Origin of the sequence: Devosia sp. BK (assembly GCF_032907385.1) — a bacterium.
Taxonomy (GTDB): domain Bacteria; phylum Pseudomonadota; class Alphaproteobacteria; order Rhizobiales; family Devosiaceae; genus Devosia.
The window spans coordinates 434,322-459,886 of record NZ_JAIMBX010000002.1 but is presented as its reverse complement, the minus strand read 5'-3'; the positions used below and the strand labels follow the sequence as shown (position 1 = coordinate 459,886).

Sequence of the window (25,565 nt, the reverse complement as noted above, 5' to 3'; positions counted from 1 at the left end):
CGTTAAGTGCGGGTAAAGACCCTATTCCGCATGCGCGGCAGCTTGCACCAGATCATCATCGCCTTCAGCGGCAACGGCAGCATCGCGAACGCTTGCCTGGGCAGCTATGGCTTTGCTGGCCGAACCCGAGAGTTCTTCATTGGCCGGGGCGCGCGTCAGAATGCCGGCGAGCGAACCGATTGTCGAGCGCAGGTTATGGCGGTGGACGACCATGTCGACCATGCCGTGCTGATAGAGATATTCCGAGCGTTGGAAGCCTTTGGGCAGCTTTTCGCGAATGGTCTGCTCGATAACGCGCTGGCCGGCAAAGCCGATGAGCGCGCCGGGTTCAGCCAGGTGCACGTCGCCCAGCATGGCATAGGATGCGGTGACGCCACCGGTCGTCGGATTAGTCAGAACCACGAAGAAGGGCAGTCCAGCCTCACGGAGGCGCAGCACGGCCACGGTGGTGCGCGGCATCTGCATCAGCGACAAGACGCCTTCCTGCATGCGCGCGCCGCCGGAAGCGACAAAGAGAATGAACGGCGTCTTGCGCTCGACAGCGGTCTCAAGGCCGGTGACGATTGCCTGGCCGGCAGCCATGCCGAGAGAGCCAGCGAGGAAATCGAAATCCTGCACGGCAACGGTCACAGGGCGCTGATAGAGCTTGCCGGTCGCAACCAGGACTGAATCGTCGTAGCCGGTCTTGGCGCGATTTTCCTTCAGCTGGTCGACATAGCGCTTCTGGGCGCGGAATTTTAGCGGATCGGCCACAGCCGACTGCGATGGGACAATGTCATAAGCGCCATCATCGAGGAACGTCGCCAGCCGGTCGGTCGGCTTGATCTTCATGTGGTAGCCCGAATTGGGAACCACCCACTGATTGGCCTCGAGATCGCGGTAAAACACCATCTCGCCCGATTCCGGATCCTTCACCCAAAGGTTTTCCGGCGTGTCCCGCTTGGTGTTGAGGAACGAGCGGATTTTTGGGCGGACGAAATTGTCGATCCAGTTCATGGCGCGGCCTTTCGCGATGATCTCAAGCGCGTTTGGTAGCGCTCATTCGGCGTCACCTAAACGTCAATTGTGGCAATTCTTATCAGGTGAGGTGGGGTACGGCAAAGGCAAGAGCCGCGCTATGCACAGCGGCTCCGCGCCTTACACCCGCGCCCGCTTGAGCCCGGCGGCAAGGTCGGCGACGAGGTCGCGAACGGCGCCGACGGTCCTGTCAGTGGCCTTGCCATCAACGAGCGACTTGGCCACCGCATCGACGATGACGGTGCCAACCGCAATGCCATCGGCATGCCGGCCCATTTCGGCGGCATCTTCGGCGGTCTTGATACCGAAGCCAACGATGACGGGAAGCTCAGTATGCGCCTTGATGCGCTGGACCGATTCACCGACAGCGGCGCGCGACTTGATGACCGCGCCGGTCGTGCCGTTCATCGAGACGTAGTAGACAAAGCCCGAAGTGTTTTCGAGCACGACGGGCAGGCGTGCATCGTCGGTTGTGGGCGTGGTCAGGCGGATGAAATTGATGCCGGCCTTAAGCGCGGGAATGCAGAGTTCGGCATCTTCTTCGGCTGGCAAATCCACGATGATCAGACCATCGACGCCGGCCTCCTTGGCGGTCGCGAGGAATTTCTCGACGCCGAAGACATAGATGGGGTTGTAGTAACCCATCAGCACGATCGGGGTTGTCTCATCCTTGCGGCGGAATTCCTCAACCATGCCAAGCACGCCACGCAGCGTCTGGCCCGCGGCGAGGGCACGTTGGCCGCCCATCTGGATGGCGACGCCATCGGCCATGGGATCGGAAAAGGGCAGGCCCAGCTCGATGATGTCGGCGCCCGCCGGCGGCAGGGCGTTCATGATGGCCTGGCCGGTCGCCAGGTCAGGATCGCCACCCATGACATAGGCTGCGAGCACGGGACGATTGGCTGCTCTGGCAGAAGCGAAAACGCGGTCGATGCGGGTCGTCATTATTTCAGCAGTCCCAGATATTTGCCGACGCTTTCGACGTCCTTGTCGCCGCGGCCTGAAAGGCAGAGGACGACGGATTGGTCTTTCGCCATCGTGGGCGCGAGTTTCATGACCTGAGCCAGGCCATGGGCGCTCTCGAGTGCCGGAATGATCCCTTCCATCTTCGTGCAGAGCTGGAAAGCTTCGAGCGCTTCGGTATCCGTGATCGGCGCATACGTGACGCGCTTGGTGTCGTGGAGATAGGAATGCTCCGGACCGACACCGGGATAATCGAGACCGGCCGAGATGGAGTGGCCTTCAAGGATCTGGCCGTCATTGTCCTGCAGCAGATAGGTGCGGTTGCCGTGGAGGACGCCGGGGCGGCCGCCGGTCATCGAAGCGGCATGGCCGTTTTCGATGTCGATGCCATGGCCGCCGGCTTCTGCGCCATAGATAGCCACCTCAGGATCATCGAGGAAAGCGTGGAAAGTGCCGATGGCGTTAGAGCCGCCGCCGACGCAGGCGACAACGGCATCGGGCAATTTGCCTTCGCGTTCGCGGAACTGCTCTTTCAATTCGGTGCCGATAACCGATTGGAAGTCTCGGACCATTTCCGGATAGGGATGCGGGCCAGCAGCGGTGCCGATCAGGTAATAGGTCGAATCGACATTGGTGACCCAGTCGCGGAGCGCTTCGTTCATCGCGTCCTTGAGGGTCCCTGCCCCCGCCGTCACCGGGCGGACTTCGGCGCCCAGCATTTTCATGCGCAAGACGTTGGGCATTTGCCGCTCGACGTCGGTTGCGCCCATGAAGATGGTGCAGGGCAGATCGAATTTGGCGCAAACTGTCGCTGTCGCCACGCCATGCTGGCCGGCGCCCGTCTCGGCGATGATGCGGGTCTTGCCCATGCGCTTGGCAAGCAGGATCTGCCCAAGGCAATTGTTGATCTTGTGCGAGCCGGTGTGGTTGAGCTCTTCGCGCTTGAACCAGACCTTGGCCCCGCCCAGATGCTCGGTGAGCCGTTCTGCAAAATAAAGCGGGCTAGGGCGGCCGGTATAGTGGGTCGCAAGGTTCTTGAGTTCGGCGAGATAGGCCGGATCGACCTTGGCGGCCCGGTATTCCTTTTCGAGGTCGAGAATGAGCGGCATGAGCGTTTCAGCAACGAAACGCCCGCCATAAAGACCGAAGCGGCCATGCTCATCCGGGCCGTTGCGCAGGGAATTGATGCCGTCCATTTGGATCCTCTCGGCGCCGCCGAGCGTAACCCGGCCGACGACTTCTAACTGGCTGACCGTGCGTTGCGGATGAACGCTTCGACCAGCCTTTTGTCTTTTTCGCCAGGTGCCCGCTCGACCCCGGAAGACACATCGACCCCAAAGGGCGCGACGTTCCTGATGGCCTCGGCGACGTTGTCTGGCTTCAGGCCACCGGAAAGCATGAAGGGGATGGACGGGTCAAGCGCCTTGAGCAGCGACCAATCGAAGCTTTCGCCCAAACCGCCCGGGCGATCGGCGCCCTTGGGCGGCTTGGCATCGAGCAAGATGCGATCCGCGACCTCGGCAAAAGCGGCGACCTGAGCCACATCATCGGCAGTGCCGATGGGCAGGGCTTTCATGATCTCGACGCCGGCTTCGGCCCGAATGGCCTCGACGCGATGCGGTGTTTCCGGCCCATGGAGTTGGATCCAGTCGGGGCCGAGCGCCGCAACTTCGGCGACACAGCTATTGTCCGGATTGACTAAGACGACACAGCTTTCGACGCGGCCGCGCGAGGCGGAAATCAGTTCGCCCAATTGCTCGATGCCGACATGGCGCGGAGAGCGGGCAAAATGCATGAAGCCGATCATGTCGGCGCCTGCGGCAATGGCCACATCCAGCATATCGAGCGTTTTAATGCCGCAGATTTTGACGATCAGGGGGTCGGCCATCGTGTGGGCGAAACTCTAGGGGGTCGGAAGTTTTTAAATGGACGAGCAGCGCCGACCGGTCACCGCAGATCCAGGATTTCATCCACTTCGGAAAGCGCTGCTGGGGTCGCCTGGGCTTGGCGGCGCCGCTGGTTTTCCAGTTCCTGATTGAGTGCCTGCGCTTCGCGGCGCCACTGGCGCTCGCGCTTGCGGTGCTCGCCTTGAGCAAACCAGGCCGCGGTGCCACCAAGCAGCACGCCGACCAGCAGCACGATGTAGAGAATCACAAAGAGCGGAATGCCGTAGCCAGCCGCACTGGCATCAGCCGGCGCACCGAACGGATTGAGATTGATCGCGACGAGCTGGCGATTGGCAAGCGCAAAGGCCACCAGTACAAGGCAGAGCGGCACCAAAACCAGCCAACCGACAATCTTGCTGATCATGCAGTAATCCGAACTACCTTTTCGTCCGCAACGGCCGCGCGACTATTCGCGATTGAGCCGCTCGCGGATTTCCTTGCCGGCCTTGAATTGCGGCACATACTTTTCTTCGACTTCAACCTGTTCACCCGTGCGCGGGTTGCGTCCGACGCGCGCGGGACGGTTTTTTACCGAAAAGGCGCCAAAGCCGCGGAGCTCTACCCGGTCGCCGCGCGCCATGGCGTCGCCGACCTGATCCAGGATGGCATTGACGATATTTTCGATATCGCGCTGGAACAGATGAGGATTTTCTGCAGCGAGCTTCTCGACAAGTTCAGACTTGATCATGGAAGGCTCCGGTCTCCAATGCGAATGCCCACGGCTCAGGGCTTTGGCCCAAACTGCCAAAGCGAGACCAAACCGTCAAGCACGACAGGACCATCAGGCGAAAGACCGAGTGCCGCACGTGCCGAACCGCCCAAAAGACGCCCGGCCCAGCCAAATCCGTCCTCGGGCTGCGGCCAGACATCGACCACGGCAAGCTTTTCGGGGACTTCGCGCTCCTTGACGAGCCAATCAATGGCTTCCAGTTCGCCACCGATCGCATCGATCAAACCTGCGTCAAGGGCGACGCGGCCGGTGACAATGCGGCCATCGGCCAGCGCAAGGGCCGCCGGACGCGGCATATCGCGTCGCTCGGCAACGATATCGACAAACCAGGCAAAGCTGTCCTGCACCAGTTCGTTGAGCGAGACACGGGCCGCGCCTTCCAGCGGCTCGTCATTGTCGGGTTCGGCCTTGAGGGGGCCTGATGCCACCTTATCGAGGTCGATGCCAATGGTATCGAGAAGCTTGCCGGCATTGACATGCTGATAGAGGACGCCGATCGAGCCGACGATGGATAGGCGCCGCGCAAAAATCCTGTCGGTACCTATGGCAGTCATGTAGGCCGCAGAGGCGCCGAATTCGTTGATGGCCGAGACGGTCGGCTTTTTCGCGCTTAGGCGACGAAGCGCCTCATAGAGTTCTTCACCACCGGCCGTAGTGCCGCCGGTCGAATTGATCGCGACGACGACGGCTTTTACGGTGTCGTCCTCGATCAAGTGCTCGAAGAGCGCCTGACGCTCGGCATTGGTGGTGATGAGACCATCGATGGTGACGCGAGCGATGACATCCCCAGCCCCCTGCCCCGGCATGGCGAAACGTGCCGTCATGGCGAGCACTGCGATAACGGCTGCCACCAGCGCCAAAACGCGCCAAAGCCCGCGCGACCGGCGATAGGTATCGGCGGCGAGCGCTTCATGGGCGCTGGAAGGAGGAAGATCGGTCACGGCATTGTCCCAAGCGAATTCTGCGTGACCATACACGGCTTGGACGAAACAGCCAGAGAAACGGCTGATTTTTGATGCCGCTTAAAGCGTCTTGGTCATGTACCGCGCCGCATCCTCATAGGCGCCAAGTTTCTTGGCCAGTTCCGGACGGTCTTCGGTGACGAAACCCTGTTTTTCCCAGAAGGGGACGGAGCCATTGACCGCAACGAGGCCAATGCTGGCAAAGCCCATGGCCTCGGCATGCTTGGTCAGAGCAGCTACGATCTGCCCGGCTGCGCCAATGCCGCGCGAAAGGGGCAGCAGCGCGAGGTCGTGGATGTAAAAACTATCGGCCTCTTCGGGCAAGCTGCCCAGAAGCGTGTTGAGCGCAGGCAGTTCGCCGCGACGATAGGGATGACTGAGAACATAGCCCGCCGGTTTTTCGGCGACCTCGAGAATATAGCAGCCGTGGCGATAGAGGGTGTGCTTTTCGGTCAAAACCTCTTCGGCCTCGAAGAAGCCGGGATGAACCTTGTTAGCGATGGCAAAGACCGCCTCGAGATCATAGCCGCTCATGGCGCGCCAGGCGACGTCGCGAAATCGCATGGTTTTGGTCCCTTCAACAAAACGGCCCGCGCTAAAAAGCGCGGGCCGAAGGAGTGGTCAATAAGCCCAAGGCTTACTTGTCGTCACGGCCCTTGAGAGCAGCGCCAAGGATGTCGCCGAGCGAAGCACCCGAATCCGAGGAACCGAAGTTTGCAACGGCTTCACGTTCTTCGGCGATTTCGAGCGCCTTGATCGAGAGCTGGATGCGGCCGGTCTTACGGTCGTACTGGGTGACGCGTGCGTCGACCTTTTCGCCCTTGGAGAAACGTTCCGGACGCTGGTCGTTGCGATCGCGGCTGAGGTCGGCGCGGCGGATGAAGGCCGTGACTTCGCTGTCGGCGATGCGGACTTCAATCCCGCCCTCGTTGACTTCGATGACTTCGGTCGTCACGACGGCGTTCTTGCGAAGGCCACCCTGTTCGCCGCTGGCGCTTGAGGTGTTGTCTGCAAGGTCGTCAGCAGCGAGCTGCTTGATACCGAGCGAGATACGTTCCTTTTCGACATCGACGTCGAGAACCTTGGCCGAAACCATGTCGCCACGGTTGTAGTCGTCAAGAGCGACTTCACCGGACTTCTGCCAGTCGAGATCGGAGAGGTGAACCATGCCGTCCACATCGCCTTCGAGGCCAATGAACAGGCCGAATTCGGTCTTGTTCTTGACTTCGCCTTCGATGGTGGAGCCGATTGGGTTCTTCTCGGCGAAAGCTTCCCACGGGTTCTGCAGGGTCTGCTTGAGACCGAGGGAGATACGACGCTTGTCGGGATCGACTTCGAGCACGACCACGTCGACTTCCTGGCTGGTCGAGACGATCTTGCCGGGGTGGACGTTCTTCTTGGTCCAGCTCATTTCCGAAACGTGGATCAGGCCTTCGATGCCCGGTTCCAGTTCGACGAATGCGCCGTAGTCGGTGATGTTGGTCACGCGGCCAGAGAACTTCGCGCCGATTGGGTACTTGGCTTCGATGCCTTCCCATGGATCAGCCTGGAGCTGCTTCATGCCCAGCGAGATACGGTGGCTCTCGTGGTTGATGCGAACGATCTGGACCTTGATGGTCTCGCCGATCGTGAGCACTTCGGACGGGTGGTTGACGCGACGCCATGCGATATCGGTGACGTGCAACAGGCCGTCGATGCCGCCGAGATCAACGAACGCACCGTAATCGGTGATGTTCTTGACCACGCCGTCGACAACCTGGCCCTCTTCGAGCTGCTGGACGATTTCCGAACGCTGTTCGGCGCGCGATTCTTCGAGAATGGCACGACGCGAAACGACGATATTGCCGCGACGCTTGTCCATCTTGAGGATCTGGAACGGCTGCGGCACGTTCATGAGCGGAGCGATATCGCGGATCGGACGGATGTCGACCTGCGAACGCGGCAGGAAGGCCACGGCACCTTCGAGGTCGACGGTGAAACCACCCTTGACCTGATTGAAGATCGTGCCTTCAACGCGCTCATTGGCGTTGTACTTTTCTTCGAGCTTGACCCAGCTCTCTTCGCGGCGCGCTTTTTCGCGCGAGAGAACGGCTTCGCCCATGGCGTTTTCGACGCGGTCGACATAGACCTCGACTTCCGAGCCGATGACGATCTGGCCGTCACGGAACGCCTGACCGAATTCCTTGAGCGGAACGCGGCCTTCAGTCTTCAGACCGACGTCGATAATCGCCAGGTCTTTTTCGATGGCGACGACTTTGCCACGAACAACGGTGCCTTCAGCGGCGTCGTTGTCGACAAAGGAGTCGAGCAGCATCGATTCAAAATCGTCTTTAGTCACAGTTTGCTGTGCCAAACTTTTTCTCCGTTGCGCCGGTCGTTGAGGGTTGCTGATCCTGTTTCGAAACGGGTCCGCTTCAGCGAAAATGCCAAAGCCGGCGCACGGAGCACCGCTTCTGGAAAACAGGATGATCTTTTAGTCGGGATCCGGGCCAGCGGTTGAGTTGATTGTCTTAGCCAGAAGACCCAAGGAGGAAATTAGGAGAACGAATGTTCCCCTGCCTTGAGCGCCATGGACTTGTCGACAATCGCGATGGCAGCGCGGAGTGCGGCCTCTATACTCAGTTGCGTCGTATCTAGCAAGTGCGCGTCATCAGCTTTATAGAAACCACCATTGGGATTGAGCATGTCGCGCGCGTCGCGTTCTTCGATCTGGTGAAAGAGCGCATAGCGATCAACTGTCTGACCGCGGGATTCGAACTGGCGCGCCCGGCGCTCCATCCGCGCCTTGCTGTCGGCCTGGATGAAGAGCTTTACATCAGCGTCCGGGCAGATTTTCGTGCCGATATCGCGACCATCGAGAACGGCGCCGCCAGCTTGCAGCGCAAAGGAGCGCTGGAAGTCGAAAAGGGCGCGGCGGACCTCGGCGATGACGGCGACTTTAGACGCAAGACTACCGGCCTCGCTACTCGTCAGGGTCTCGATATCGGTGAGTTGGGTAGCATCGAGAGCGCGGGCGGCGGCTATGGCTTCGGAATCGAATTGATCAGTGTTCTCATAAGCTTGGGACGCCACGCCGACGGCGCGGTAGAGAAGCCCGGTATCGAGATGGAGGAGCCCGTAGTGGCGGGCGAGACCTAGAGCCAAAGTCCCCTTGCCCGATGCCGCTGGGCCATCCACCGCTATGATCATTGCCGCAACCCCGCCACGCTAGAATTCCGAAACGGGCTTAACACGGCGGCGGCGGGCGGGGCCAGCCTTGGGCGCACGCGCATTTTCGATTTGACAGAGACCGCCATTGCGCCTTACCGCACTGGCCGAATATCTGGTTGGGCCGCGGCGGCCGACCGAAAGCAATTTCCCTTCGTGTGAGGCATGTGAATGGCCAACTCCGAACGCGGTACAAAGCGTACCGACCCTGATACCGGCAAGAAGTTCTACGATCTCAACATGGATCCGATCGTCTCGCCCTATTCCGGCAAGTCTTATCCCCGCTCCTACTTCGACACCCTTGCGACCGGAAAAGCTACGGCTTCGCGCAAGATAGACGACGAAGATGAGGCCGAGGAAGAAGAAGAAGTCGAAGATACCAACGCCCCCGAAATCGTCAGCCTCGAAGATGCTGACGCCGAAGAGAGTGGCGAGGAAGAAATTCCAGATGTCGACGACGTCGAGGTCGACGAAGAGCTGGGCGACGACGAAGAAGACGTGTTCCTCGAAGAGGAAGACGACGACGCCGACGACGGCCTGGGTTTTGAAGTCGGCGACGACGAAGACCGCTGATTTCATTCATGTTTTTCCGCTGGGGGAGGTTTTCCCCGGCGGATGAAAAAAGTGTCATTTAGGCACTTGCTTCTCTCGGAATCATCCTCTAGGTTCCGCCTCGCTTCAACCGGGCACTGCCCCTGAAGCACCCATTGAATGGGGCCTTAGCTCAGCTGGGAGAGCGCTTGCATGGCATGCAAGAGGTCAGCGGTTCGATCCCGCTAGGCTCCACCAATTCCCCCTTGAATCGGTAGCATTCCGTTAGCATCGAGACGCTCTCAGGCCGTTTCGCGTTATGCTTTGGGTGTTCGGCGGTTGTCATGGCTGGTCGCTCCCCTATAGTGGGCGCGAATTCACTTTAGGCATGCCTTCTTGCCGATCCGATCCGACTTAGATCTCTCGAGCGAAACGAACCCGTCGCAGCCAGCGTCGAGGGGCGATGCCGGGCGACGCGTCCGGCGATTCGTTTATCGCCGGCTCGATGCGCTTTCCGCCGGTGGCTGGCTTTTTGGCCTGTTGTTTGCAGCGCTCTCGCTGACCCCATCGCTTATTCCGCGCAATGTGCTGGTGCAGGGAATCCTCTCCGGTTGTGCCTTTGCCGCCGGCTATGGCATCGGGGTCTTTCTCGAATGGCTGTGGAATTTTCTGGAGCTGCGCTGGCCGAACCGGCGCGTGGCGCGCTGGGTGGGGCGGGCCTGCGCGATCCTCTGTCTTGTCCTTACCATCAGCTTTCTCTGGTTCTGGACCGGCTGGCAGAATTCGATCCGATCGGGGATGGGCGAAGCACCGATCGAGGCGACCCAACCGCTGCTCGTGGCGCTGGTGGCTGTGCTGCCGGCGGCGCTGCTCGTCGGGTTCGGCACGCTGATCGTTGCCGGGGTGCGGGTGCTGGCGCGCTGGATGGGGCGGCTGATCCCACGGCGGGTGGCGTTGGTTGGTGCCATGGCGCTGGTGGGTCTTCTCACTGCAATGATCGGCGATGGCGTCGTGGCGCGTGGGCTGCTTTATTCGGCTGACCGCTTCTATGGCAATTTCGACCGGTTGGTGGGGATCACCGAACCGGCGCCTACGGACACTCTCAAATCAGGGAGTGCGCAATCGCTGGTGCCTTGGGACACGATCGGGATCGATGCGCGGGTCTATGTCGAAACGGGACCGACGCCCGAAGAGATTGCCGCGCTGACGGGCAAGGCCGCTGAAACGCCGCTCCGTGTCTATGTCGGGCTGCGCTCGGCCGAAACGCCGGAAGACCGGGCAGCTCTGGCTGTGCGGGAAATGGACCGGGTCGGGGCGTTCGACCGCAAGGTGCTGGTGCTGATCATGCCGGTCGGGACGGGCTGGGTGGAGCCGGCGGCGATCGACACGCTCGAAATTTTGCATGGCGGCGATGTGGCGAGCGTTGCGGTGCAATATTCGTATCTGACGAGCTGGCTGTCGCTGGTGTCGGAGCCCGATGTGGGGGTCGAAACGGCGCGAGCGCTGTTCAACGCGGTTTATGCGCGCTGGACGGCGATGCCGAGGGATAATCGGCCCAGCCTTTATCTCCATGGCCTTAGCTTAGGCGCCTATAGTTCTGCCGCGTCGACCTCGATTTACGATGTCTTGGCAGACCCATTCGATGGCGCGCTCTGGGTGGGTCCTCCCTTTGCGAGCGCGACCTGGCGCAGCACGGTGGCCAATCGTGATCCCGGCTCGCCCATCTGGTTGCCGCGGATTGGACAGGGCACGACGGTACGCTTTGCCAATAGCGCGATCGATCTTGAGGGTACTGCGTCCTGGGGGCCGATCCGCATTGTCTATCTGCAATATCCTTCTGACCCGATCGTGTTCTTCGATTGGTCCCTGCCCTATCGCGAGCCGCTATGGCTGAGCGGGGAACGGGCGCCATCGGTTTCGCCGCTGCTCAACTGGTATCCGGTCGTCACCTTCCTGCAATTGGCGCTCGACATGGCGCTGGCGCAGACGGCCTCCATTGGTTTTGGGCATGTTTATGCGCCGCAGGACTATTTTGAGGGCTGGGTGGCGGTGACCGGAGCAGGGGATTTGAGCCCGTCGGACCTCAAGGTTTTACGGGAGAAACTTAGCCGGCATGGCGGGCGGGAACTGCTTGGGGGCGGGTGGTTCAAGGCGGGAGCTTGATTGGGCGTGGTGCCCGAGGGGTCATTGCGGGCCCCTCACCCACCGTTTTTCCCTCGGGCTTGACCCCCGGGGTCAGTTGTTCATGCACAAAATCTGTAGCTCCCGCAGTGGCCCTCGGGTCAAGCCCGAGGGAAGGCGGTGGGTGTGGAGGGGTTGGGGAATCCAATTGCTTCAGTGAGAAGAGATGGACTGAGCGCCGAAATCCCGGGATGGGTCCCCGCTTTCGCGGGGATGACATGCAGTGGGTTTTGGGGAGGGACGCACTCCCGGTTATCCTCCCTTCTTTTCTTCCCTCGGGCTTGACCCGAGGGTCGCTTGTCGCACGCACAAAGGCGGTGGCTCCCGCATTGGCCCTCGAGTCGAGCCCGAGGGAAGGCGGTGGTTGGGGAGGGGTTGGAGAATCCAGTTGCTTCATTGAGAAGAGATGGACTGAGCGGCGAAATCCCAAGATGGGTCCCCGCTTTCGCGGGGATGACAACCAGTGGGTGCGGACAAGCAAAAATTTGCCATTTGTTCTGTTTTAATGAACACTGAAATCGCATTCGTCCGGTTGTAGCGCTTTTCGCTTGGGTCCATTTTAGGGGCAACAGACGAATTGGAGCGATCCGAAATGAACGCCATCATGCCCCGCAGCACCGACCACCTGATCGACCCCGATATGCTGGCGCGCTGGTCGCCGCGCAGCTTTACCGATGAAGCGATCGGCGACGTCGAACTGATGACCCTGTTCGAGGCCGCGCGCTGGGCGCCGTCGGCCTTTAATGGCCAGCCATGGAAATTCGTTTATGTGCGCCGTGGCAGTGCCGACTGGCAGAAGTTTGTCGACCTGCTGCTGCCGTTCAACCAGGAATGGGCCCAGCATGCGGCCGCGCTGGTGTTCGTCGCCTCGCGCGTAAGCCACACCAATGCCAATGGCGAAGTGACCACCACACGCTCCCACGCTTTCGACGCGGGCGCATCCTGGTCGATGTTGGCGCTGCAGGCCATCAAGCTTGGCTGGCACGCCCATGCCATGGGTGGGTTCGACCATGACCGCGCCATTGCCGAACTCGGCGTGCCGGAGGGTTGGCGGATTGAAGTAGCGATTGCCATTGGACGGCAGGGCGATGGCTCGAGCCTCAATGAAACGCTGCGGGTCCGCGAAGTGCCGAGCCAGCGCAAGCCGCTCACCGAAATCATCAGCGAAGGCCGTTTTTAGGCTTCTGGTGTTGGGGCCTATCGCGATGTTCTGGGATAGGCCCGTCGTCCTTCTGACCTCGCTGGGTTTCGGCAAATCCGTCAGAACCGGGTTTGCTCCGCAGTTTTGTTCCACTATTGTTCCCTCAAGTGGATGAGGGAATCAGCTTGTGGCAAAGCGCGTAAACACCATCTCTTCGGCGCAAGCGCGCGCGATCTGGATGAAAGCGCAAAGGCTCGATGCCTCGGCGCCGTTTGGATCGGGGCCAGAGGCGGTTCAGGCCGCGATCGGGCATCTGGGTTATGTGCAGATCGACACGATCAATGTGATCGAGCGCTGTCACCATCATATCCTTTTTTCGCGCATTCCCGATTATCGCCGCAGCGACCTGGCGCAGGTGCAAAGCGGCGATAAGAGCGTGATCGAATATTGGACGCATGCGCTGAGCTATGTGCCGGCGGGTGACTTGCGCTTTTTCCTGCCCGCCATGCGGACTTATCGGGACAATCCCAGCGCCTGGTTCGGTTCGGTTACCGCCAAGGAAATCAGCGCCATGAAGCGGCGCCTGCGGGACGAGGGGCCGCTCTCGATCCGCGATATCGACGATGACGAGCTCGTCGAAAAGACCCATCTCTGGGCCAGCCGCAAACCATCGAAGCGCGTGCTGCAATTGATGTTCTATCAGGGCCATGTGGCGATCTCGGCTCGCAGCGGCATGCTCAAGACCTATGACCTGATGGAGCGGCACTTTGGCTGGGAGCGCGCGCCGAAACCGGCAACGGAAAAGCAGGTAACCGCCTACCTTTTGGATCGGGCGCTGCGAAGCCAGGGGATCGTCAGCCTCGATTCCATCTGCCACCTCAACGCCAAAGCCAAACCGGCAATTCGCGACCTGATTGAGGCGCGGGTCAAGCGGCGGCAATTGGTGCCCGTCATCATAGAGGGCGCTGAAAAGGTGCCGCATTGGGCGGAGCCAGCGGCACTCGACATGGAAATCGCGCCGAGCGACACCGTCCATATCCTCTCGCCCTTCGATCCGCTGATCATCCAGCGCAAGCGGCTCAATCTGTTCTTTGGCTACGATCACCTCTTCGAAGCCTATGTGCCTGCAGCCAAACGCCGCTATGGCTATTTTGCACTGCCAGTGCTGGTGGGCGATCGGGTGGTGGCGGCCGTGGACCTCAAAACCGACCGGGCCGCGGGAAAACTGCTGGTGCAGAAGTGGAACTGGATCGAAGAGATCGGCGCCGAGGAGAAGGTTCGGATCGACGAGGAACTCGGCCGCTTCGAGCGGTTTCAGCTTGGTGTTTGACGCTCTAGGGCAATCCGCCGATCAGGCATTGGCCTTCATGCGCAAATAATCGAGCACCATTTGCACGGCATGGGCCTCGCGCTCCTGCACCATGGCGACGCTCGACAGGTCCCGCTCGAAAATCACCGACAGCGTCGCCGTATTCGACACATAGAAAAAGCCCAGGGCGGCGACGGAAATATAGAGCTGCACCGGATCGACATCACGCCGAAACAGACCATCTTCATTGCCCCGCTCGATGATCTGGGCGATCTGCCCCACCAGCGGGGAATGCAGCGCCTTGATATCGGGCAGGGTTTTCAGGAACCGCGCATTCTCGATGTTTTCCGTGCCGAGCAGCCGCGGAAACCAGGGATTGGCGAGGAAATGCCGGAAGGTGAAGCGCACCAGCCGGTCCATGGCCTGGATGGGGTCATATTGATCAAGGCTGAGCGCCCGTTCGCCCCGCCGGATCTCCTGATAGGCATCGAGGAGGACGGCCCGATAGAGATCTTCCTTATTGCCGAAGTAATGATAGAGCAGCCGCTTATTGGCGCTGGCCCGATCGGCAATGGCATCGACGCGGGCGCCCTCGAAACCGCGATCGGCGAATTCGACGCGTGCCGCGGCGAGGATCGATGCCTTGGTCTTGGCCGAATTGCGCGTGCGCTTGGGCGCAACTTCGGGCGGCGTGTCGAGGTCGGCTATTTTGGTTTCTGACACGCGTCTGCCCCACTGCATCCGAGAAGGATGGATCGGCAGGCCGATAGCAGCCGCGCCCGCCTTGGTAAAGCGGCCGCAGAGCATGCTGCCGGTGCGCGCCTCCTCAAGTTCGCACCATGGGCGAAGTGTCCTTGGTGGGGCCTAGGCTGTCAACCCTAAGTAACTTTCCGGTCCGCTCGTTTCACCTGGGACATGCACATGCCCGCTTGACGCAGTGGCCAAACCCTCTGTATCTAAGTAACCAGTCAGTTACACCGCAAAGCGGGTCGGGAGGATTGGAATGGCGGAACAACGCATCGGCATCATCATGCATGGCGTCACCGGGCGCATGGGCTATAACCAGCATCTGGTGCGCTCCATCCTCGCCATTCGGGATCAGGGCGGCATTGCGCTTTCCAATGGCGATCGTCTCGTTGTCGACCCGATCATCGTCGGCCGCGACGCCGACAAGATCGAACGCCTCGCCAAGAAGCACAATATTGCGCGCTGGGGCAGCGATCTCGACGCTGCGCTCGCCAATCCCGATGACACGATTTTCTTCGATGCCGGCACGACGCTGATGCGCGCCGGACTGCTGGAAAAAGCGCTGGCGGCCGGCAAGCATGTCTATTGCGAAAAGCCGACTTCGGACGATCTCGACGTCGCGGTGAACCTTGCCAAAACCGCGCGCGCTTCGGGGCTGAAGCATGGCGTGGTCCAGGACAAGCTGTTCCTGCCGGGCCTGATGAAGATCAAGATGCTGAAGGATTCCGGCTTTTTCGGCGATATTTTGTCGGTGCGTGGCGAGTTCGGCTATTGGGTGTTCGAGGGCGACTGGCAGAAGGCGCAGCGCCCATCGTGGAATTACCGGAAGGCCGATGGCGGCGGCATTATCCTCGATATGCTCTGCCATTGGCGCTATGTGCTCGATAATCTCTTCGGCGAAGTGAAGGCTGTCTCGTGCCTCGGCGCGACGCATATCCCAGAGCGCGTCGACGAAAACGGCAAGCGCTATAAGGCCGATACGGACGATGCGGCTTACGCAACATTCGAACTCGAAGGCGGCGTTGTCGCGCAGATCAATTCGAGCTGGACGACGCGTGTCCGTCGCGATGATCTCGTGACCTTCCACGTCGATGGCACCAAGGGTTCGGCGGTTGCCGGTCTACACAAGTGCTGGACCCAGCATCGCGTCAATACGCCGAAGCCGGTCTGGAATCCCGACCAGCCGCAGACTATGAACTTCTTCAACGATTGGGAAGAAGTGCCGGACAACTGGCCCGCCGATAACGGTTTTAAGGTGCAGTGGGAAATGTTCCTGCGGCATGTGGCTGAGGATGCGCCTTGGGAATATGGGCTCGAAGCTGGCGCCAAGGGCGTGCAGCTGGCTGAGCTTGGATTGAAGAGCTGGGCTGAGCGTCGCTGGCTCGATGTGCCGAAGCTGGAATTTTGAGCCGCAAGTAGAGAGCCCCCTCACCCGTCTCGGCCTTCGGCCGATCCACCCTCTCCCCAAGTGGGAGAGGAATAGGGGGCACCGCATTTGAACAGGCGCCGGCCCATTTTTCTCCCTCTCGGGGAGAAGGTGGCGCGTAGCGCCGGATGAGGGGAACACCCGCCATGCCGACCATCAACCTGCCCAATCCCGACCGCTCGATCAGCCCCTATACGCTGACCGGCAATCCCATCCCCTTCGTCAAATTCAAGTCGACGGATTTTTCGCGCATTGCCTATTCGGCGGCCCATGTGGTCGCTGATCCGCTCGCGGTCAACGATCCCTGGCTGACGCCGGCGATCGATTGGGACACGACGCTCAAATTCCGCCATCGCATGTGGGATCTTGGCCTCGGCGTCGCCGAAGCCATGGATACGGCGCAGCGCGGCATGGGGCTGACCTGGACCGAAGCCAAGGAACTGATCCGGCGGGCGCAGGCCGAAGCGCGGACGCGGGATGATGCTCTCATTGCTTATGGTGCTGGCACCGATCATCTGGCGCCCGGCCCAGATGTCACGATTGACGATATTTTGCGGGCTTATGACGAGCAGGTCGGCTTTGTCGAAGGCGAGGGCGGGCGCGTTATTCTGATGGCGAGCCGGGCGCTGGCGGCGGCGGCAAAGTCGCCGGACGATTATGCGCGGGTCTATGGCCATGTGCTGAGCCAGGTGAAGCAGCCGGTAATCATGCATTGGCTCGGTGAAATGTTCGATCCGGCGCTCCAGGGCTATTGGGGCGATATCGACCACGACAAGGCGATGGATGTTTGCCTCGACGTCATTGCCGCCAATGCCGATAAGGTCGACGGCATCAAGATTTCGCTGCTCTCGGCGGAAAAAGAAATCGCCATGCGCCGCCGCCTGCCGGCATCGGTAAAAATGTATACCGGCGACGATTTCAATTATGCCGAACTGATTGCGGGCGACGACCAAGGCTACTCACACGCGCTGCTGGGCATTTTTGATGCCATCGCGCCGGCCGCCTCGGCTGGGCTTGCGGCGCTCGGCAAGGGCAACACGCAAGAGTTCTTCGATATTCTCGAGCCGACCGTGCCGCTCAGCCGCCATATCTTTGCGGCGCCGACGCGGTTTTATAAGACGGGCGTCGTGTTCCTCGCCTATCTCAATGGGCTGCAGGACCATTTCCAGATGATCGGCGGGCAGCAATCGACGCGGTCGGTGCAGCATCTGGCCGAATTGTTCCGCCTTGCCGACAAGGCGCGTGTGCTTGGCGATCGGGACCTCGCAACGGCCCGGATGAAGGCGGTGTTGGCGGTGAATGGGGTGCCGGCATGACCGAACGCAAGATCTCGCTCAACCTCGCGACGACCCGCCAGCAATGGGGATTTGCCGAGGCGGTCGATGGGTGCTTGAAGGCTGGTATCACGGCGATCTCGCCCTGGCGCGATCAGATCGCAGCGATTGGGCTCGATGAGGCAGCACGGATCGTCAGGTCCAACAATCTGCAGGTGACGGGCGTTTGCCGCGGCGGCATGTTCCCGGCTGAAACGGCCGAGGGGCGGCAAAGGCAGATCGACGATAATCTCCGGGCGATCGACGAAGCCGCGGCGCTCAACGCAGATTGCCTGGTGCTGGTCGTTGGCGGCCTGCCGGGGTCATCGAAGGACCTGCCCGGCGCGCGCCAGATGGTGAGCGATGGTATTGCGGCCATGCTGCCGCATGCCAAGGCGTCGGGCGTCAAGATTGCCATCGAGCCGCTGCATCCGATGTATGCGGCCGACCGGGCCTGCGTGAACACGATCGATCAGGCGCTCGATATCTGCGAGATGCTCGGTGAAACGGTTGGTGTCGCCGTGGACGTCTACCATGTGTGGTGGGACCCGAACCTGGCGCAGGCTATTGCGCGCGCCGGCCGCATGAAGCGGATTTTTGCGCATCACATCTGCGACTGGCTGGTGCCGACCAAGGACATGCTGCTTGATCGCGGCATGATGGGCGATGGGGTGATCGACCTGCCCGCGATCCGAAAAATGATCGAAGACGCCGGATTTCTTGGGCCTCAGGAAGTCGAGATCTTTTCCCAGGATAACTGGTGGAAGCGTCCCGGCGACGAGGTGCTTGCGGTCATTAAGGACCGCGTCGCGACGGTCTGCTGAAATAAAAAAAGCCCCGGTCTCCCGGGGCTTTCTTTTGTTAGACCAGCAAGGCTCTTACGAGACCTTATTGTAGGTCAGGGTCTGGCAGAGGATGCCGCCCTGGCAGCCGGTGATGGTCAGCGTGTTCGCGTCCTTCACTTCGACGATAGCCTTGGCATTGCCGCCATTGAGGGCAATCTGGCCTTCCCACTTGCCTGGGGCGGTCTGATCAGCCGAAACAACCTGCTGGTTGATGAAGGCGAGATTTTCTTCAGTGCGCGAATTGCCCTGAACGTCGTTCAGAACGCCGCACAGCTGGGTGCCGGCATCGCCGCAGGTCGAGAAGGTGAAGGTGGTGCCCCACTTGTCCTTCCAGACGCCATCTGGCGAAGCAGCGTCTTGAGCGAAGGCCGGAGCGGCCAGAGCAGCGAGGGCAATAGAGGTGGCTACAAATGCCTTGAACATGGTTATTCTCCGCAGCAAATAACAAGCATAGCAACGCCATGCCCGGTGAATTGATAGAAAGGTTTATGCCCCTCAAACGTGGCGAGGATCGGGAGGGTTGCAGTTTCCCGATAAATGTGAACGGCTTGCACTTGCTTGCTGAAGCGCCTGAGCGCGCTAATTGCCGGTGATGACTTAAAAAAATCCGCAGCTTTGCAGTTTTAAAATTAACGCTGCCGAATGAACGTCGCCGCGATCTCGATATGGCTCGACCATGAAAACTGATCGAAAGCGGTCAAACGAGACATGGAAAAGCCCGATTTGAGCAAGGTTGCGGCGTCCCGCGCAAAGCTTTTGGGATCGCAGGCCACCATGACGACATGTCTCAGTTTGGAGGCCGCTATTTCCTTGATCTGGGCCTCGGCACCGGCGCGGGGCGGATCGAGCACCACGGCGTCATAATCCAATTCGAAGCGCGTCAGCGGATCGCGGAACAGATCGCGGGACTTGACCGTGATGGCCTTGAGCCCCTTGGCGTGGCGAAACCCTTTATCGAGCGCCATCACGGCGGGCTTGTCGCTATCGCTGGCAAAGACGGCTGACTTCTCCGCAAGCCGCAGCGCAAAGGGGCCAATACCGCAAAAGAGATCGGCGACCGTCTTGGCCTTACCGACGGCCTCGACGACGTAACTGGCAATTGCGTCTTCGGCCGCGGCGGTCGCTTGCAAAAAGCTGCCGATGGGCAATTCGACGCTGGCCTTGCCCATGGTGACGCGCGGCATTTGCGAGAGAAACAGCATTTCGCGATTGAAGGCGAGGCGCGCGAGCCGGAACCGATTGCCGAGCCCAATCAATCGATCGCCCTTAAGCCCCTTGACCTCGGAGCGCACGGAAACATCGAGCCCGGTATCGGTTGCGGCAAAGCTGACATCGCAGGGGCCGATCAGAGCGCCGATGGCGCGCGCGATATCGGGGGCTGGCGCCAGGGCGGGCACGAGGATCGGGCAATGGTCGAGATCGAGCAAATCATGGCTGCGGAGCCGCATATAGCCTGCCGCATCTTTGCGCGCATGGAGCGTGGCCCGGCGGCGCCCGGCGCCCGCGGCGTCGACAAAGGCTTCAACCGAGGTTTCGATTCCTGCCTGGCGCAGCGGGGTTTCGACAAGACCGATCTTGAAGGCGCGATAGGCCGCGGGGCCCATATGCTGAAGCTGGCAGCCGCCACAAGTGCCGAAATGGGGACAGAACGGCGCTATGCGATCGGGCGATGGCTCAAGAACGGAAAGGAGCGTGCCACGCTCCTTGTCCTGGTCCACCAGCACTTTTTCGCCGGGCAAGGCAAAGGGCACGAAGACCTTTTGGCCATCGCGCAGAAAGATGCCTTCGCCTTTATGGCCAAGGCCGATGATGTCGACGGTGTCACTCATGGCCGCAAAACCTCAAGCCATGATCTCGATGCGACGCTCGTTCAAGCAGCGAGCGGGCCGGACGCATCCGAATTGTCGCGATCGAACTGGCCGTGCTTGCGGAAGCGCCACATATATTCGGGCAGCACTTCGTCCATGCTCGTCGGATCGATGCCGAAGGCGGCAAAGGTCCGCTTTTCCTTGATCGCTTCGTCGGTCACGACATTGTCGACGCCCAAGAGTTCGACCTGATCTTCGGTGACGACAGGCGGGATGGGCAAGAAGCTGAAGGGCAGGGCGATCAGCTTGGCGATGCCGGCGGGCAGCGTGATCAGCGGACGCTTGCGGCCGGCTTCGCGCAGAATGCGGGTCATCAGCGCCCGGTTGGTTTCGATATCGGGACCACCGAGCTCATAGACGCGGCCGGTCTTGACCTTGCCATCGGCGGCCGCGACGATCGCCTCGACGACATCGCCGACATGGACGGGCTGGAAGCGCGTATCGGGCGAGATCAGCGGCATGAAAGGCAGCATGCGCGCCAGATTACCCATCTTGTTGAAGAAGCCATCACCATGGCCGAACATCAGGGACGGGCGGAGGATCACCGCCTGCGGGAAGGCCTCGAACACGGCCTTTTCGCCGGCAAGCTTGGTTGCCGCATAATCGCTGACTTCGGCAGCGGCTTCGACGCCAATGGCCGAAACATGGACGAGTGCCTTGGCGCCTGCCGTTTTGGCCGCGCGCGCGACAAAGGCCGCGCCTTCGGCATTGACGCTGGCAAAGCTCTGCGCGCCCGCTTCATAGCCGAGGCCAACGAGGTTGATGACGATATCGGCGCCCTGAACAGCCCGCTGCACCGAGGCTTCGTTGCGCAGATTCGCCTGAACCGGCAGGATCTGACCGACACTACCGAACATGCGGGTTTCCCCAGCAAGATCAGGCCGGCGCACGGCAACGCGGACACGATAGCCTTCGCGGGCAAGGGCCTGCACCAGATGCTTGCCCACAAATCCCGAACCGCCGAAAACAGTGACGAGCTTGGGAGAGAAGCGATCCATTTGCGAGGAACTCCGACGAGGCTTGGGGCGATAAAACTTTAGACTGCTTCTAACGCAGCAGCGCCGCCCGTGTCGAGCATATCGTGATGCGCTAGACGCTTGACTCTTTCACGCGTTTGTTCTTCTTTCGTTCCTAAAGGAGAACCATCATGGCTGAAAAGCACGACTATCAGGGCCAATGCCATTGCGGCGCGGTGCGCTACACCGCCAGCACCGATTTCGCGGGCATGGGCGATTGCAACTGCTCTCGCTGCCGCCGGCTCGGTTGGGTGATGCAATCGGTCCCTGAAAGCGATTTCAAGCTGATTGCCGGGGAAGATCAGCTCACCACCTATCATTTTAATACCGAAATGATCGACCACCTCTTTTGCAAGACCTGCGGCATCGAGAGCTTTGCGCGTGGCAGCGACGGCAAAGGCAACATCATGTATATGATCAACGTCAATTGTCTCGATAACCCGCCCAAGGTCGATCGCAGCGCCATCAAGCACTGGGATGGGGCAAACTTCTAAAATCCGTCATAAGCCCGTTGACTTTAACAGGGCTGGGCCCTAGTTACACGCCCGTCGCCCAGATGGCGGAATTGGTAGACGCGCACGGTTCAGGTCCGTGTGCCGCAAGGCGTGAAGGTTCGAGTCCTTTTCTGGGCACCATTCCTCGATGCGAAAAGCCCCGTGACTTCGGTCCGGGGCTTTCGTGTTTCTGGGGTTTTGGTTTTTCCAACTTAATTTATGACTTGCCCTAGCTAGCAGTGGTGATGGTTTTGGGCTGCCTCGGCTCCTACCATTCCGGCGTCATTCCCGCGAAAGCGGGAATCCCTGGTCACCAAAAGGGAGATTCCCGCTTTCGCGGGAATGACGCGGTGAAAAGGATGCGCCATCTGGGTTCGGAACCAGAATAGGCTTTGAGCTTGGGCTCGCCCCAAGGGGCACCCTAACGCTCGATCACCTGCTCCAACGCCGCCCTGTGTCGCACCAGCCAACCGGCGCTGCGTGTGCGCCAGGTGATTGCCGCGATGGCATCGGCGGCAGGCATGTCAGGGGATACGGCGCATTCGATCGCCTCATTGGCGGCGTTGAGCACGACGAAATCGATCATCATCCCGACAAAGCCCTGCCTTTGGGCATTTGCGAGCTCATAGCCATCGAGCAGCATTGAAACCTGGCGGGCCCGCGCCTCAGGCGATCCGAGGCCTTGGCGTTCGGCGATGTCGTCGTCGAACAGCAGCGCATTGAGCCAGGCGGCTTGGGCGAGCTCGACGAGGGGATCGACCGGGCCTGCAACTTCCCAATCGATCAGGCCGACGGGCCGCCGATCCTCTGCCATGATGTTCCAGGCGCCGGTATCGCAGTGTCCGATGACGCTTGGCTGGCCGATGTTCCGGCCGAACCAGGGACGCCAGACGGCGTCTTCTGGAGCGGAGAACGAGGCTGCCGCGTCGTGCAGACGTCGCAATGTGTCGCCGATGACCGGCAGCGCTGCGTCGTCCCATGGTCCGGGGTGGATCGAGGCGCCCTGGATAAAACTCAGCATTTCCCGGCCAGCGGCATCAAAGCCCGTGCCGATGACGCGCGGGGCCTCGGCAAACCCACACTCTTCAAGATGTCGCAGCAGGGCTAGCACTGTCTTGGACCATGGGGCGCCCTGGCGGAACACCACGTCGCCGCGCCGGGTTACCAAGGAGCGGCCACCGCCGGCCAATACGATCTCTTCGTCGGTTTTACTTGTCTTTGTCATATTTGGCAGAGTTGTCGCCGGAGTGGCTTTGGTCAACCGCAAACCCACGCGCGCCGCGGCATAGCGCCGAACTGTCTCGCATTTGCTTCAAATTTTATCAAAGCCCCGCACAGTAAAGGAACGCCCTGAGCGCAGTCTCGTCTTATCAAGACTTGGGGGCTCAGAATGAGCGACGACTGCAATCACAACCACACCAGCTATTCCGAAGAATCTTACTTCTACAAGGAGACTCAGCGTCTCATTACCGAACTGCGCCGCATCGCAGCGGTGATGGTGCAGGCCGCCGAGCCGGCCCAGCGCCCGGCGCTCGTGCAAGTATTGGCCGAAGCGGCTACTCGCCGCGCTGCCTGAGGAAACCGAAAAGGGCATACATTGACGGTTCGCAAGAGTTTTTAAGACCCCGGGCACGGCTCGGGGTTTTCTTTTTAAGCGCCGCAAGAATTTTTCTTGTTCCATGCATCCCGCTGCGGGGGCCGGGTAATCTGCGTTGCTCGCCGATTTTAGACCGCGCGGGAAAAATTGCGAAGGAACCGCAAAGGCTTGCCATGAGTTTTCCAACCATCACAAACGAGGAGTTCGAAAATGGACTGGAACCGCGTTGAAGGTAACTGGAAGCAGATGTCCGGTAAGGTCAAGGAACAGTGGGGCAAGCTCACTGACGACGATCTGACCCAGATCAATGGCAAGCGCGAACAGCTCGAGGGTAAGATCCAAGAGCATTACGGCAAGGCCAAGGATGAAGCGACGAAGGACGTCGACGATTGGTATGGCCGCCAGCGTTTCGATTGATCCGCTGCAGCCCTCTAAAAAAGCCCCGGCATCGCGCCGGGGCTTTTTTCATTCCGGCAGACGCCGCCGCCCGCGCCGCGAGGCGATGACACCGATCAAAGTGCCCGCGAGGATCGCGATCAGGAACGGCCAGTGCCGGATCTGCGAAAAGATCGTTGGTGCCAGCCGTTGATGCGGCCGGACATCGAGGGCCGCCATCTGGCCCGGCGCCAATTGCGCGGTGATCCGCCCGAGCGGGTCGGTGGCGAAGGTGAGGCCGGTATTGGCGGCGCGCATGAGGCTCATGCCTTCTTCCACCGCGCGCAACCGGGCGTGATGGGCATGCTGGGCGGGGCCAATCGAGCCGTCGAACCAGGCGTCGTTGGTGATGTTGAGGATATATTGCGCCTTCTCGACATCGCCGAGGTCGCCTGAAAACAGCACTTCGTAGCAGATCACGGCCAGCATGGCCGGCGCGCCGGGCAGTTCCATCAGGCGACGCCGGACATCGCCATGCGACCAGCCATCGGCGCCGGGGACGAATTGCTTGATGCCGAAGCGCGAGAAGAAGTCCTGGAACGGCAGATATTCGCCGAAGGGCACGAGGTGCGATTTGTCATAGCTGGCGATGATCTCGCCATCGGAATTGATCGCGACCATGGAATTATAGGGCGGGCCTTGCGGGAGCTCGCCATCGATCCCGAAGATCTGCCGCGGCACGCCCGCCAGCAGCGTCGTGCTGTCGGGCAGCATGCGGGCAATACGCGCCAGGGCATCGGGATAGGTATCGAGGAAAAATGGCACGGAGGATTCGGGCCAGACGAGATGGGTGATATCGGCAAGGCCCTGATCCGTCGGGTCCATCCGCATATCCGAAAGCATCAGCAACTTGTCGATTAGGGCAACCGGATCGACGCGGCCGAAATCGGCGTGCTCATAGACCATGGGCTGGACAAGGCGGAAGGCAACATCCTGCCGCTCGGTTGAAACGGTTTCGGACAACCGGTTCCAGCCATAGGCAAGCTGTCCGGTGATGACCAGGAGCGCCAGGAAGAACGGTGCAAGGCGACGGCTCATAGGCCGATCGTCAGCCGGCCAGATCAGGGCCGGGGTCATGGCAAGGAGCGGCGCTAGGAAGGTCAGCCCATAGACCCCGATGACCGAGGCGAGCTGCATCATCTCATCCGTGCCGGTGAGGGAATAGCCGAGGAGATCGAAGGGGAAACCGGTGAGCACATGGCCGCGCGCGAATTCGGCCAGCGCGAGGAAGGACGAGAGGGTGACGATCCGGGCCGCGCCATGGGTCCAGAAGAGATGCGCCAAAGCGCTCGCAATGCCCCAGAAAAAGGCAATGAGCGCGGCGAGGGCGGCAATCGCGAAGGGCATGAGCACCAGCATGACGCCGCCATCGACGAAGAATGCGGCGCCCAGCCAATGGAAGGCGACGAGAAAATAGCCCCAGCCAAAGGCAAAGCCGATGGTGAAGGCGGGCCCGAAGATGCGCCGCCAGAAGGGGCGGAGGCGTTCCGCCCCATCGAGCGCCCAGACCCAGATCGGCATGGCGACGAAGAGCGCGGGGAGGACGAAAAAGGGCGGCACGGAGAGCCCCGCCACGGCACCCGCCGCCACCAGCAGGCAAAAGCGCCGCCAGCCATGGCTGAGCATGGTGGTCTCGGCCAACCAGGTTACGGGCTGGATCATTTCAGGGTCACGAACGAATCACCACACATGGCCGCAACGTCGCCCTCGCGGGGTAGAGCGTCAAGGCGGTGGACTCGGCAGGGCCCCGGGGCTAGGAGTGCGAAAAGAGCGTCGCCGCTAATGGTTTTTGGGGTTATGGGCTAGCTCGTCACTTCGTCCCAGCCTCGCATCTAAG

Annotated in this window: 26 protein-coding genes and 2 tRNA genes; 12 read left to right on the top strand and 16 right to left on the bottom strand. The window is 60.7% G+C overall.

Annotation, left to right across the window (positions count from 1 at the left end):
• Positions 1–21: 21 nt before the first annotated feature.
• From accD to DevBK_RS14165, 10 genes are all read right to left on the bottom strand, one after another.
• Positions 22–996: an acetyl-CoA carboxylase, carboxyltransferase subunit beta gene (accD, locus tag DevBK_RS14210; RefSeq protein ID WP_317185919.1), complete on the bottom strand. Its 975-nt coding sequence runs from the start codon at positions 994–996 to the stop codon at positions 22–24.
• Between the two features lie 141 nt (positions 997–1,137).
• A complete protein-coding gene (trpA, locus tag DevBK_RS14205) occupies positions 1,138–1,962 on the bottom strand; it encodes a tryptophan synthase subunit alpha (RefSeq protein ID WP_317185918.1) in 825 nt (274 codons plus the stop codon).
• Positions 1,962–3,176 (bottom strand): tryptophan synthase subunit beta, encoded by a 1,215-nt coding sequence (gene trpB, locus DevBK_RS14200; protein ID WP_317185917.1) that lies wholly within the window; start codon positions 3,174–3,176, stop codon positions 1,962–1,964. Before trpB ends, trpA begins: the two co-directional genes overlap by 1 nt.
• A gap of 44 nt (positions 3,177–3,220) precedes the next feature.
• Positions 3,221–3,868: a phosphoribosylanthranilate isomerase gene (locus tag DevBK_RS14195; protein WP_317185916.1), complete on the bottom strand. Its 648-nt coding sequence runs from the start codon at positions 3,866–3,868 to the stop codon at positions 3,221–3,223.
• A 59-nt stretch (positions 3,869–3,927) separates the two neighbouring features.
• Entirely contained in the window at positions 3,928–4,290 is a 363-nt protein-coding gene (locus DevBK_RS14190) for a lipopolysaccharide assembly protein LapA domain-containing protein (protein ID WP_317185915.1), read from the bottom strand.
• A 42-nt stretch (positions 4,291–4,332) separates the two neighbouring features.
• Positions 4,333–4,614: an integration host factor subunit beta gene (locus DevBK_RS14185; protein ID WP_061908580.1), complete on the bottom strand. Its 282-nt coding sequence runs from the start codon at positions 4,612–4,614 to the stop codon at positions 4,333–4,335.
• Positions 4,615–4,649: 35 nt separating this feature from the next.
• Complete coding sequence (sppA, locus tag DevBK_RS14180) at positions 4,650–5,597, bottom strand: signal peptide peptidase SppA (RefSeq protein ID WP_317185914.1); 948 nt, start codon at positions 5,595–5,597, stop codon at positions 4,650–4,652.
• A gap of 81 nt (positions 5,598–5,678) precedes the next feature.
• Entirely contained in the window at positions 5,679–6,182 is a 504-nt protein-coding gene (locus tag DevBK_RS14175) for a GNAT family N-acetyltransferase (protein ID WP_317185913.1), read from the bottom strand.
• Positions 6,183–6,255: 73 nt separating this feature from the next.
• Positions 6,256–8,010: a 30S ribosomal protein S1 gene (rpsA, locus tag DevBK_RS14170; protein WP_317186116.1), complete on the bottom strand. Its 1,755-nt coding sequence runs from the start codon at positions 8,008–8,010 to the stop codon at positions 6,256–6,258.
• A gap of 143 nt (positions 8,011–8,153) precedes the next feature.
• Positions 8,154–8,807, bottom strand: a complete 654-nt coding sequence (locus DevBK_RS14165) for a (d)CMP kinase (protein WP_317185912.1) — start codon at positions 8,805–8,807, stop codon at positions 8,154–8,156.
• A 189-nt stretch (positions 8,808–8,996) separates the two neighbouring features.
• Between DevBK_RS14165 and DevBK_RS14160 the strand changes: the two genes are divergently transcribed.
• The 5 genes from DevBK_RS14160 to DevBK_RS14140 all read left to right on the top strand — a co-directional run bounded on the left by DevBK_RS14160 (position 8,997) and on the right by DevBK_RS14140 (position 14,008).
• Positions 8,997–9,398 (top strand): TIGR02300 family protein, encoded by a 402-nt coding sequence (locus DevBK_RS14160; protein WP_061908576.1) that lies wholly within the window; start codon positions 8,997–8,999, stop codon positions 9,396–9,398.
• Positions 9,399–9,538: 140 nt separating this feature from the next.
• Positions 9,539–9,614 (top strand) — tRNA-Ala (locus DevBK_RS14155).
• A gap of 138 nt (positions 9,615–9,752) precedes the next feature.
• A complete protein-coding gene (locus tag DevBK_RS14150) occupies positions 9,753–11,519 on the top strand; it encodes an alpha/beta hydrolase (RefSeq protein WP_317185911.1) in 1,767 nt (588 codons plus the stop codon).
• 610 nt (positions 11,520–12,129) lie between these two features.
• Positions 12,130–12,717, top strand: a complete 588-nt coding sequence (locus DevBK_RS14145; RefSeq protein ID WP_317185910.1) for a nitroreductase family protein — start codon at positions 12,130–12,132, stop codon at positions 12,715–12,717.
• Positions 12,718–12,916: 199 nt separating this feature from the next.
• Positions 12,917–14,008, top strand: a complete 1,092-nt coding sequence (locus tag DevBK_RS14140) for a winged helix-turn-helix domain-containing protein (RefSeq protein ID WP_317186115.1) — start codon at positions 12,917–12,919, stop codon at positions 14,006–14,008.
• Positions 14,009–14,029: 21 nt separating this feature from the next.
• Here DevBK_RS14140 and DevBK_RS14135 read toward each other — a convergent pair whose 3' ends face one another.
• The gene (locus DevBK_RS14135; RefSeq protein ID WP_317185909.1) at positions 14,030–14,710 is read right to left on the bottom strand and encodes a TetR/AcrR family transcriptional regulator; all 681 of its coding nucleotides are present in this window, start codon (positions 14,708–14,710) and stop codon (positions 14,030–14,032) included.
• A gap of 280 nt (positions 14,711–14,990) precedes the next feature.
• Between DevBK_RS14135 and DevBK_RS14130 the strand changes: the two genes are divergently transcribed.
• The 3 genes from DevBK_RS14130 (at position 14,991) to DevBK_RS14120 (ending at position 18,297) form a co-directional block, all read left to right on the top strand.
• Complete coding sequence (locus DevBK_RS14130; protein ID WP_317185908.1) at positions 14,991–16,142, top strand: Gfo/Idh/MocA family oxidoreductase; 1,152 nt, start codon at positions 14,991–14,993, stop codon at positions 16,140–16,142.
• Between the two features lie 164 nt (positions 16,143–16,306).
• Positions 16,307–17,476, top strand: a complete 1,170-nt coding sequence (locus DevBK_RS14125) for a dihydrodipicolinate synthase family protein (RefSeq protein ID WP_317185907.1) — start codon at positions 16,307–16,309, stop codon at positions 17,474–17,476.
• Positions 17,473–18,297 (top strand): sugar phosphate isomerase/epimerase family protein, encoded by an 825-nt coding sequence (locus DevBK_RS14120; protein ID WP_317185906.1) that lies wholly within the window; start codon positions 17,473–17,475, stop codon positions 18,295–18,297. Before DevBK_RS14125 ends, DevBK_RS14120 begins: the two co-directional genes overlap by 4 nt.
• A 54-nt stretch (positions 18,298–18,351) precedes the next feature.
• On the opposite strand, the gene DevBK_RS14115 is transcribed toward DevBK_RS14120, so the two are convergent.
• The 3 genes from DevBK_RS14115 to DevBK_RS14105 form a co-directional block, all read right to left on the bottom strand.
• On the bottom strand, positions 18,352–18,741 hold the full coding sequence (locus DevBK_RS14115; RefSeq protein WP_061908568.1) for a hypothetical protein: 390 nt from the start codon (positions 18,739–18,741) through the stop codon (positions 18,352–18,354).
• Between the two features lie 206 nt (positions 18,742–18,947).
• A complete protein-coding gene (locus tag DevBK_RS14110) occupies positions 18,948–20,147 on the bottom strand; it encodes a class I SAM-dependent RNA methyltransferase (protein WP_061908567.1) in 1,200 nt (399 codons plus the stop codon).
• A 41-nt stretch (positions 20,148–20,188) separates the two neighbouring features.
• On the bottom strand, positions 20,189–21,184 hold the full coding sequence (locus DevBK_RS14105) for a complex I NDUFA9 subunit family protein (RefSeq protein ID WP_317185905.1): 996 nt from the start codon (positions 21,182–21,184) through the stop codon (positions 20,189–20,191).
• A gap of 149 nt (positions 21,185–21,333) precedes the next feature.
• Between DevBK_RS14105 and DevBK_RS14100 the strand changes: the two genes are divergently transcribed.
• Both DevBK_RS14100 and DevBK_RS14095 read left to right on the top strand, forming a co-directional pair.
• Positions 21,334–21,696 carry a GFA family protein gene (locus DevBK_RS14100; protein WP_061908565.1) on the top strand — a complete coding sequence of 121 codons (363 nt, stop codon included), beginning with the start codon at positions 21,334–21,336 and terminating at the stop codon, positions 21,694–21,696.
• 56 nt (positions 21,697–21,752) lie between these two features.
• Positions 21,753–21,837 (top strand) — tRNA-Leu (locus DevBK_RS14095).
• Positions 21,838–22,117: 280 nt separating this feature from the next.
• Here the strand turns inward: DevBK_RS14095 and DevBK_RS14090 are convergent.
• Positions 22,118–22,921 carry a phosphotransferase gene (locus tag DevBK_RS14090; protein WP_317185904.1) on the bottom strand — a complete coding sequence of 268 codons (804 nt, stop codon included), beginning with the start codon at positions 22,919–22,921 and terminating at the stop codon, positions 22,118–22,120.
• Positions 22,922–23,086: 165 nt separating this feature from the next.
• On the opposite strand from DevBK_RS14090, the gene DevBK_RS14085 reads away from it, so the two are divergent.
• Both DevBK_RS14085 and DevBK_RS14080 read left to right on the top strand, forming a co-directional pair.
• Positions 23,087–23,272 (top strand): hypothetical protein, encoded by a 186-nt coding sequence (locus DevBK_RS14085; protein WP_317185903.1) that lies wholly within the window; start codon positions 23,087–23,089, stop codon positions 23,270–23,272.
• Positions 23,273–23,503: 231 nt separating this feature from the next.
• Complete coding sequence (locus DevBK_RS14080; RefSeq protein WP_061908562.1) at positions 23,504–23,710, top strand: CsbD family protein; 207 nt, start codon at positions 23,504–23,506, stop codon at positions 23,708–23,710.
• Positions 23,711–23,758: 48 nt separating this feature from the next.
• On the opposite strand, the gene lnt is transcribed toward DevBK_RS14080, so the two are convergent.
• Entirely contained in the window at positions 23,759–25,390 is a 1,632-nt protein-coding gene (lnt, locus tag DevBK_RS14075) for an apolipoprotein N-acyltransferase (RefSeq protein ID WP_317185902.1), read from the bottom strand.
• Positions 25,391–25,565: the final 175 nt, after the last annotated feature.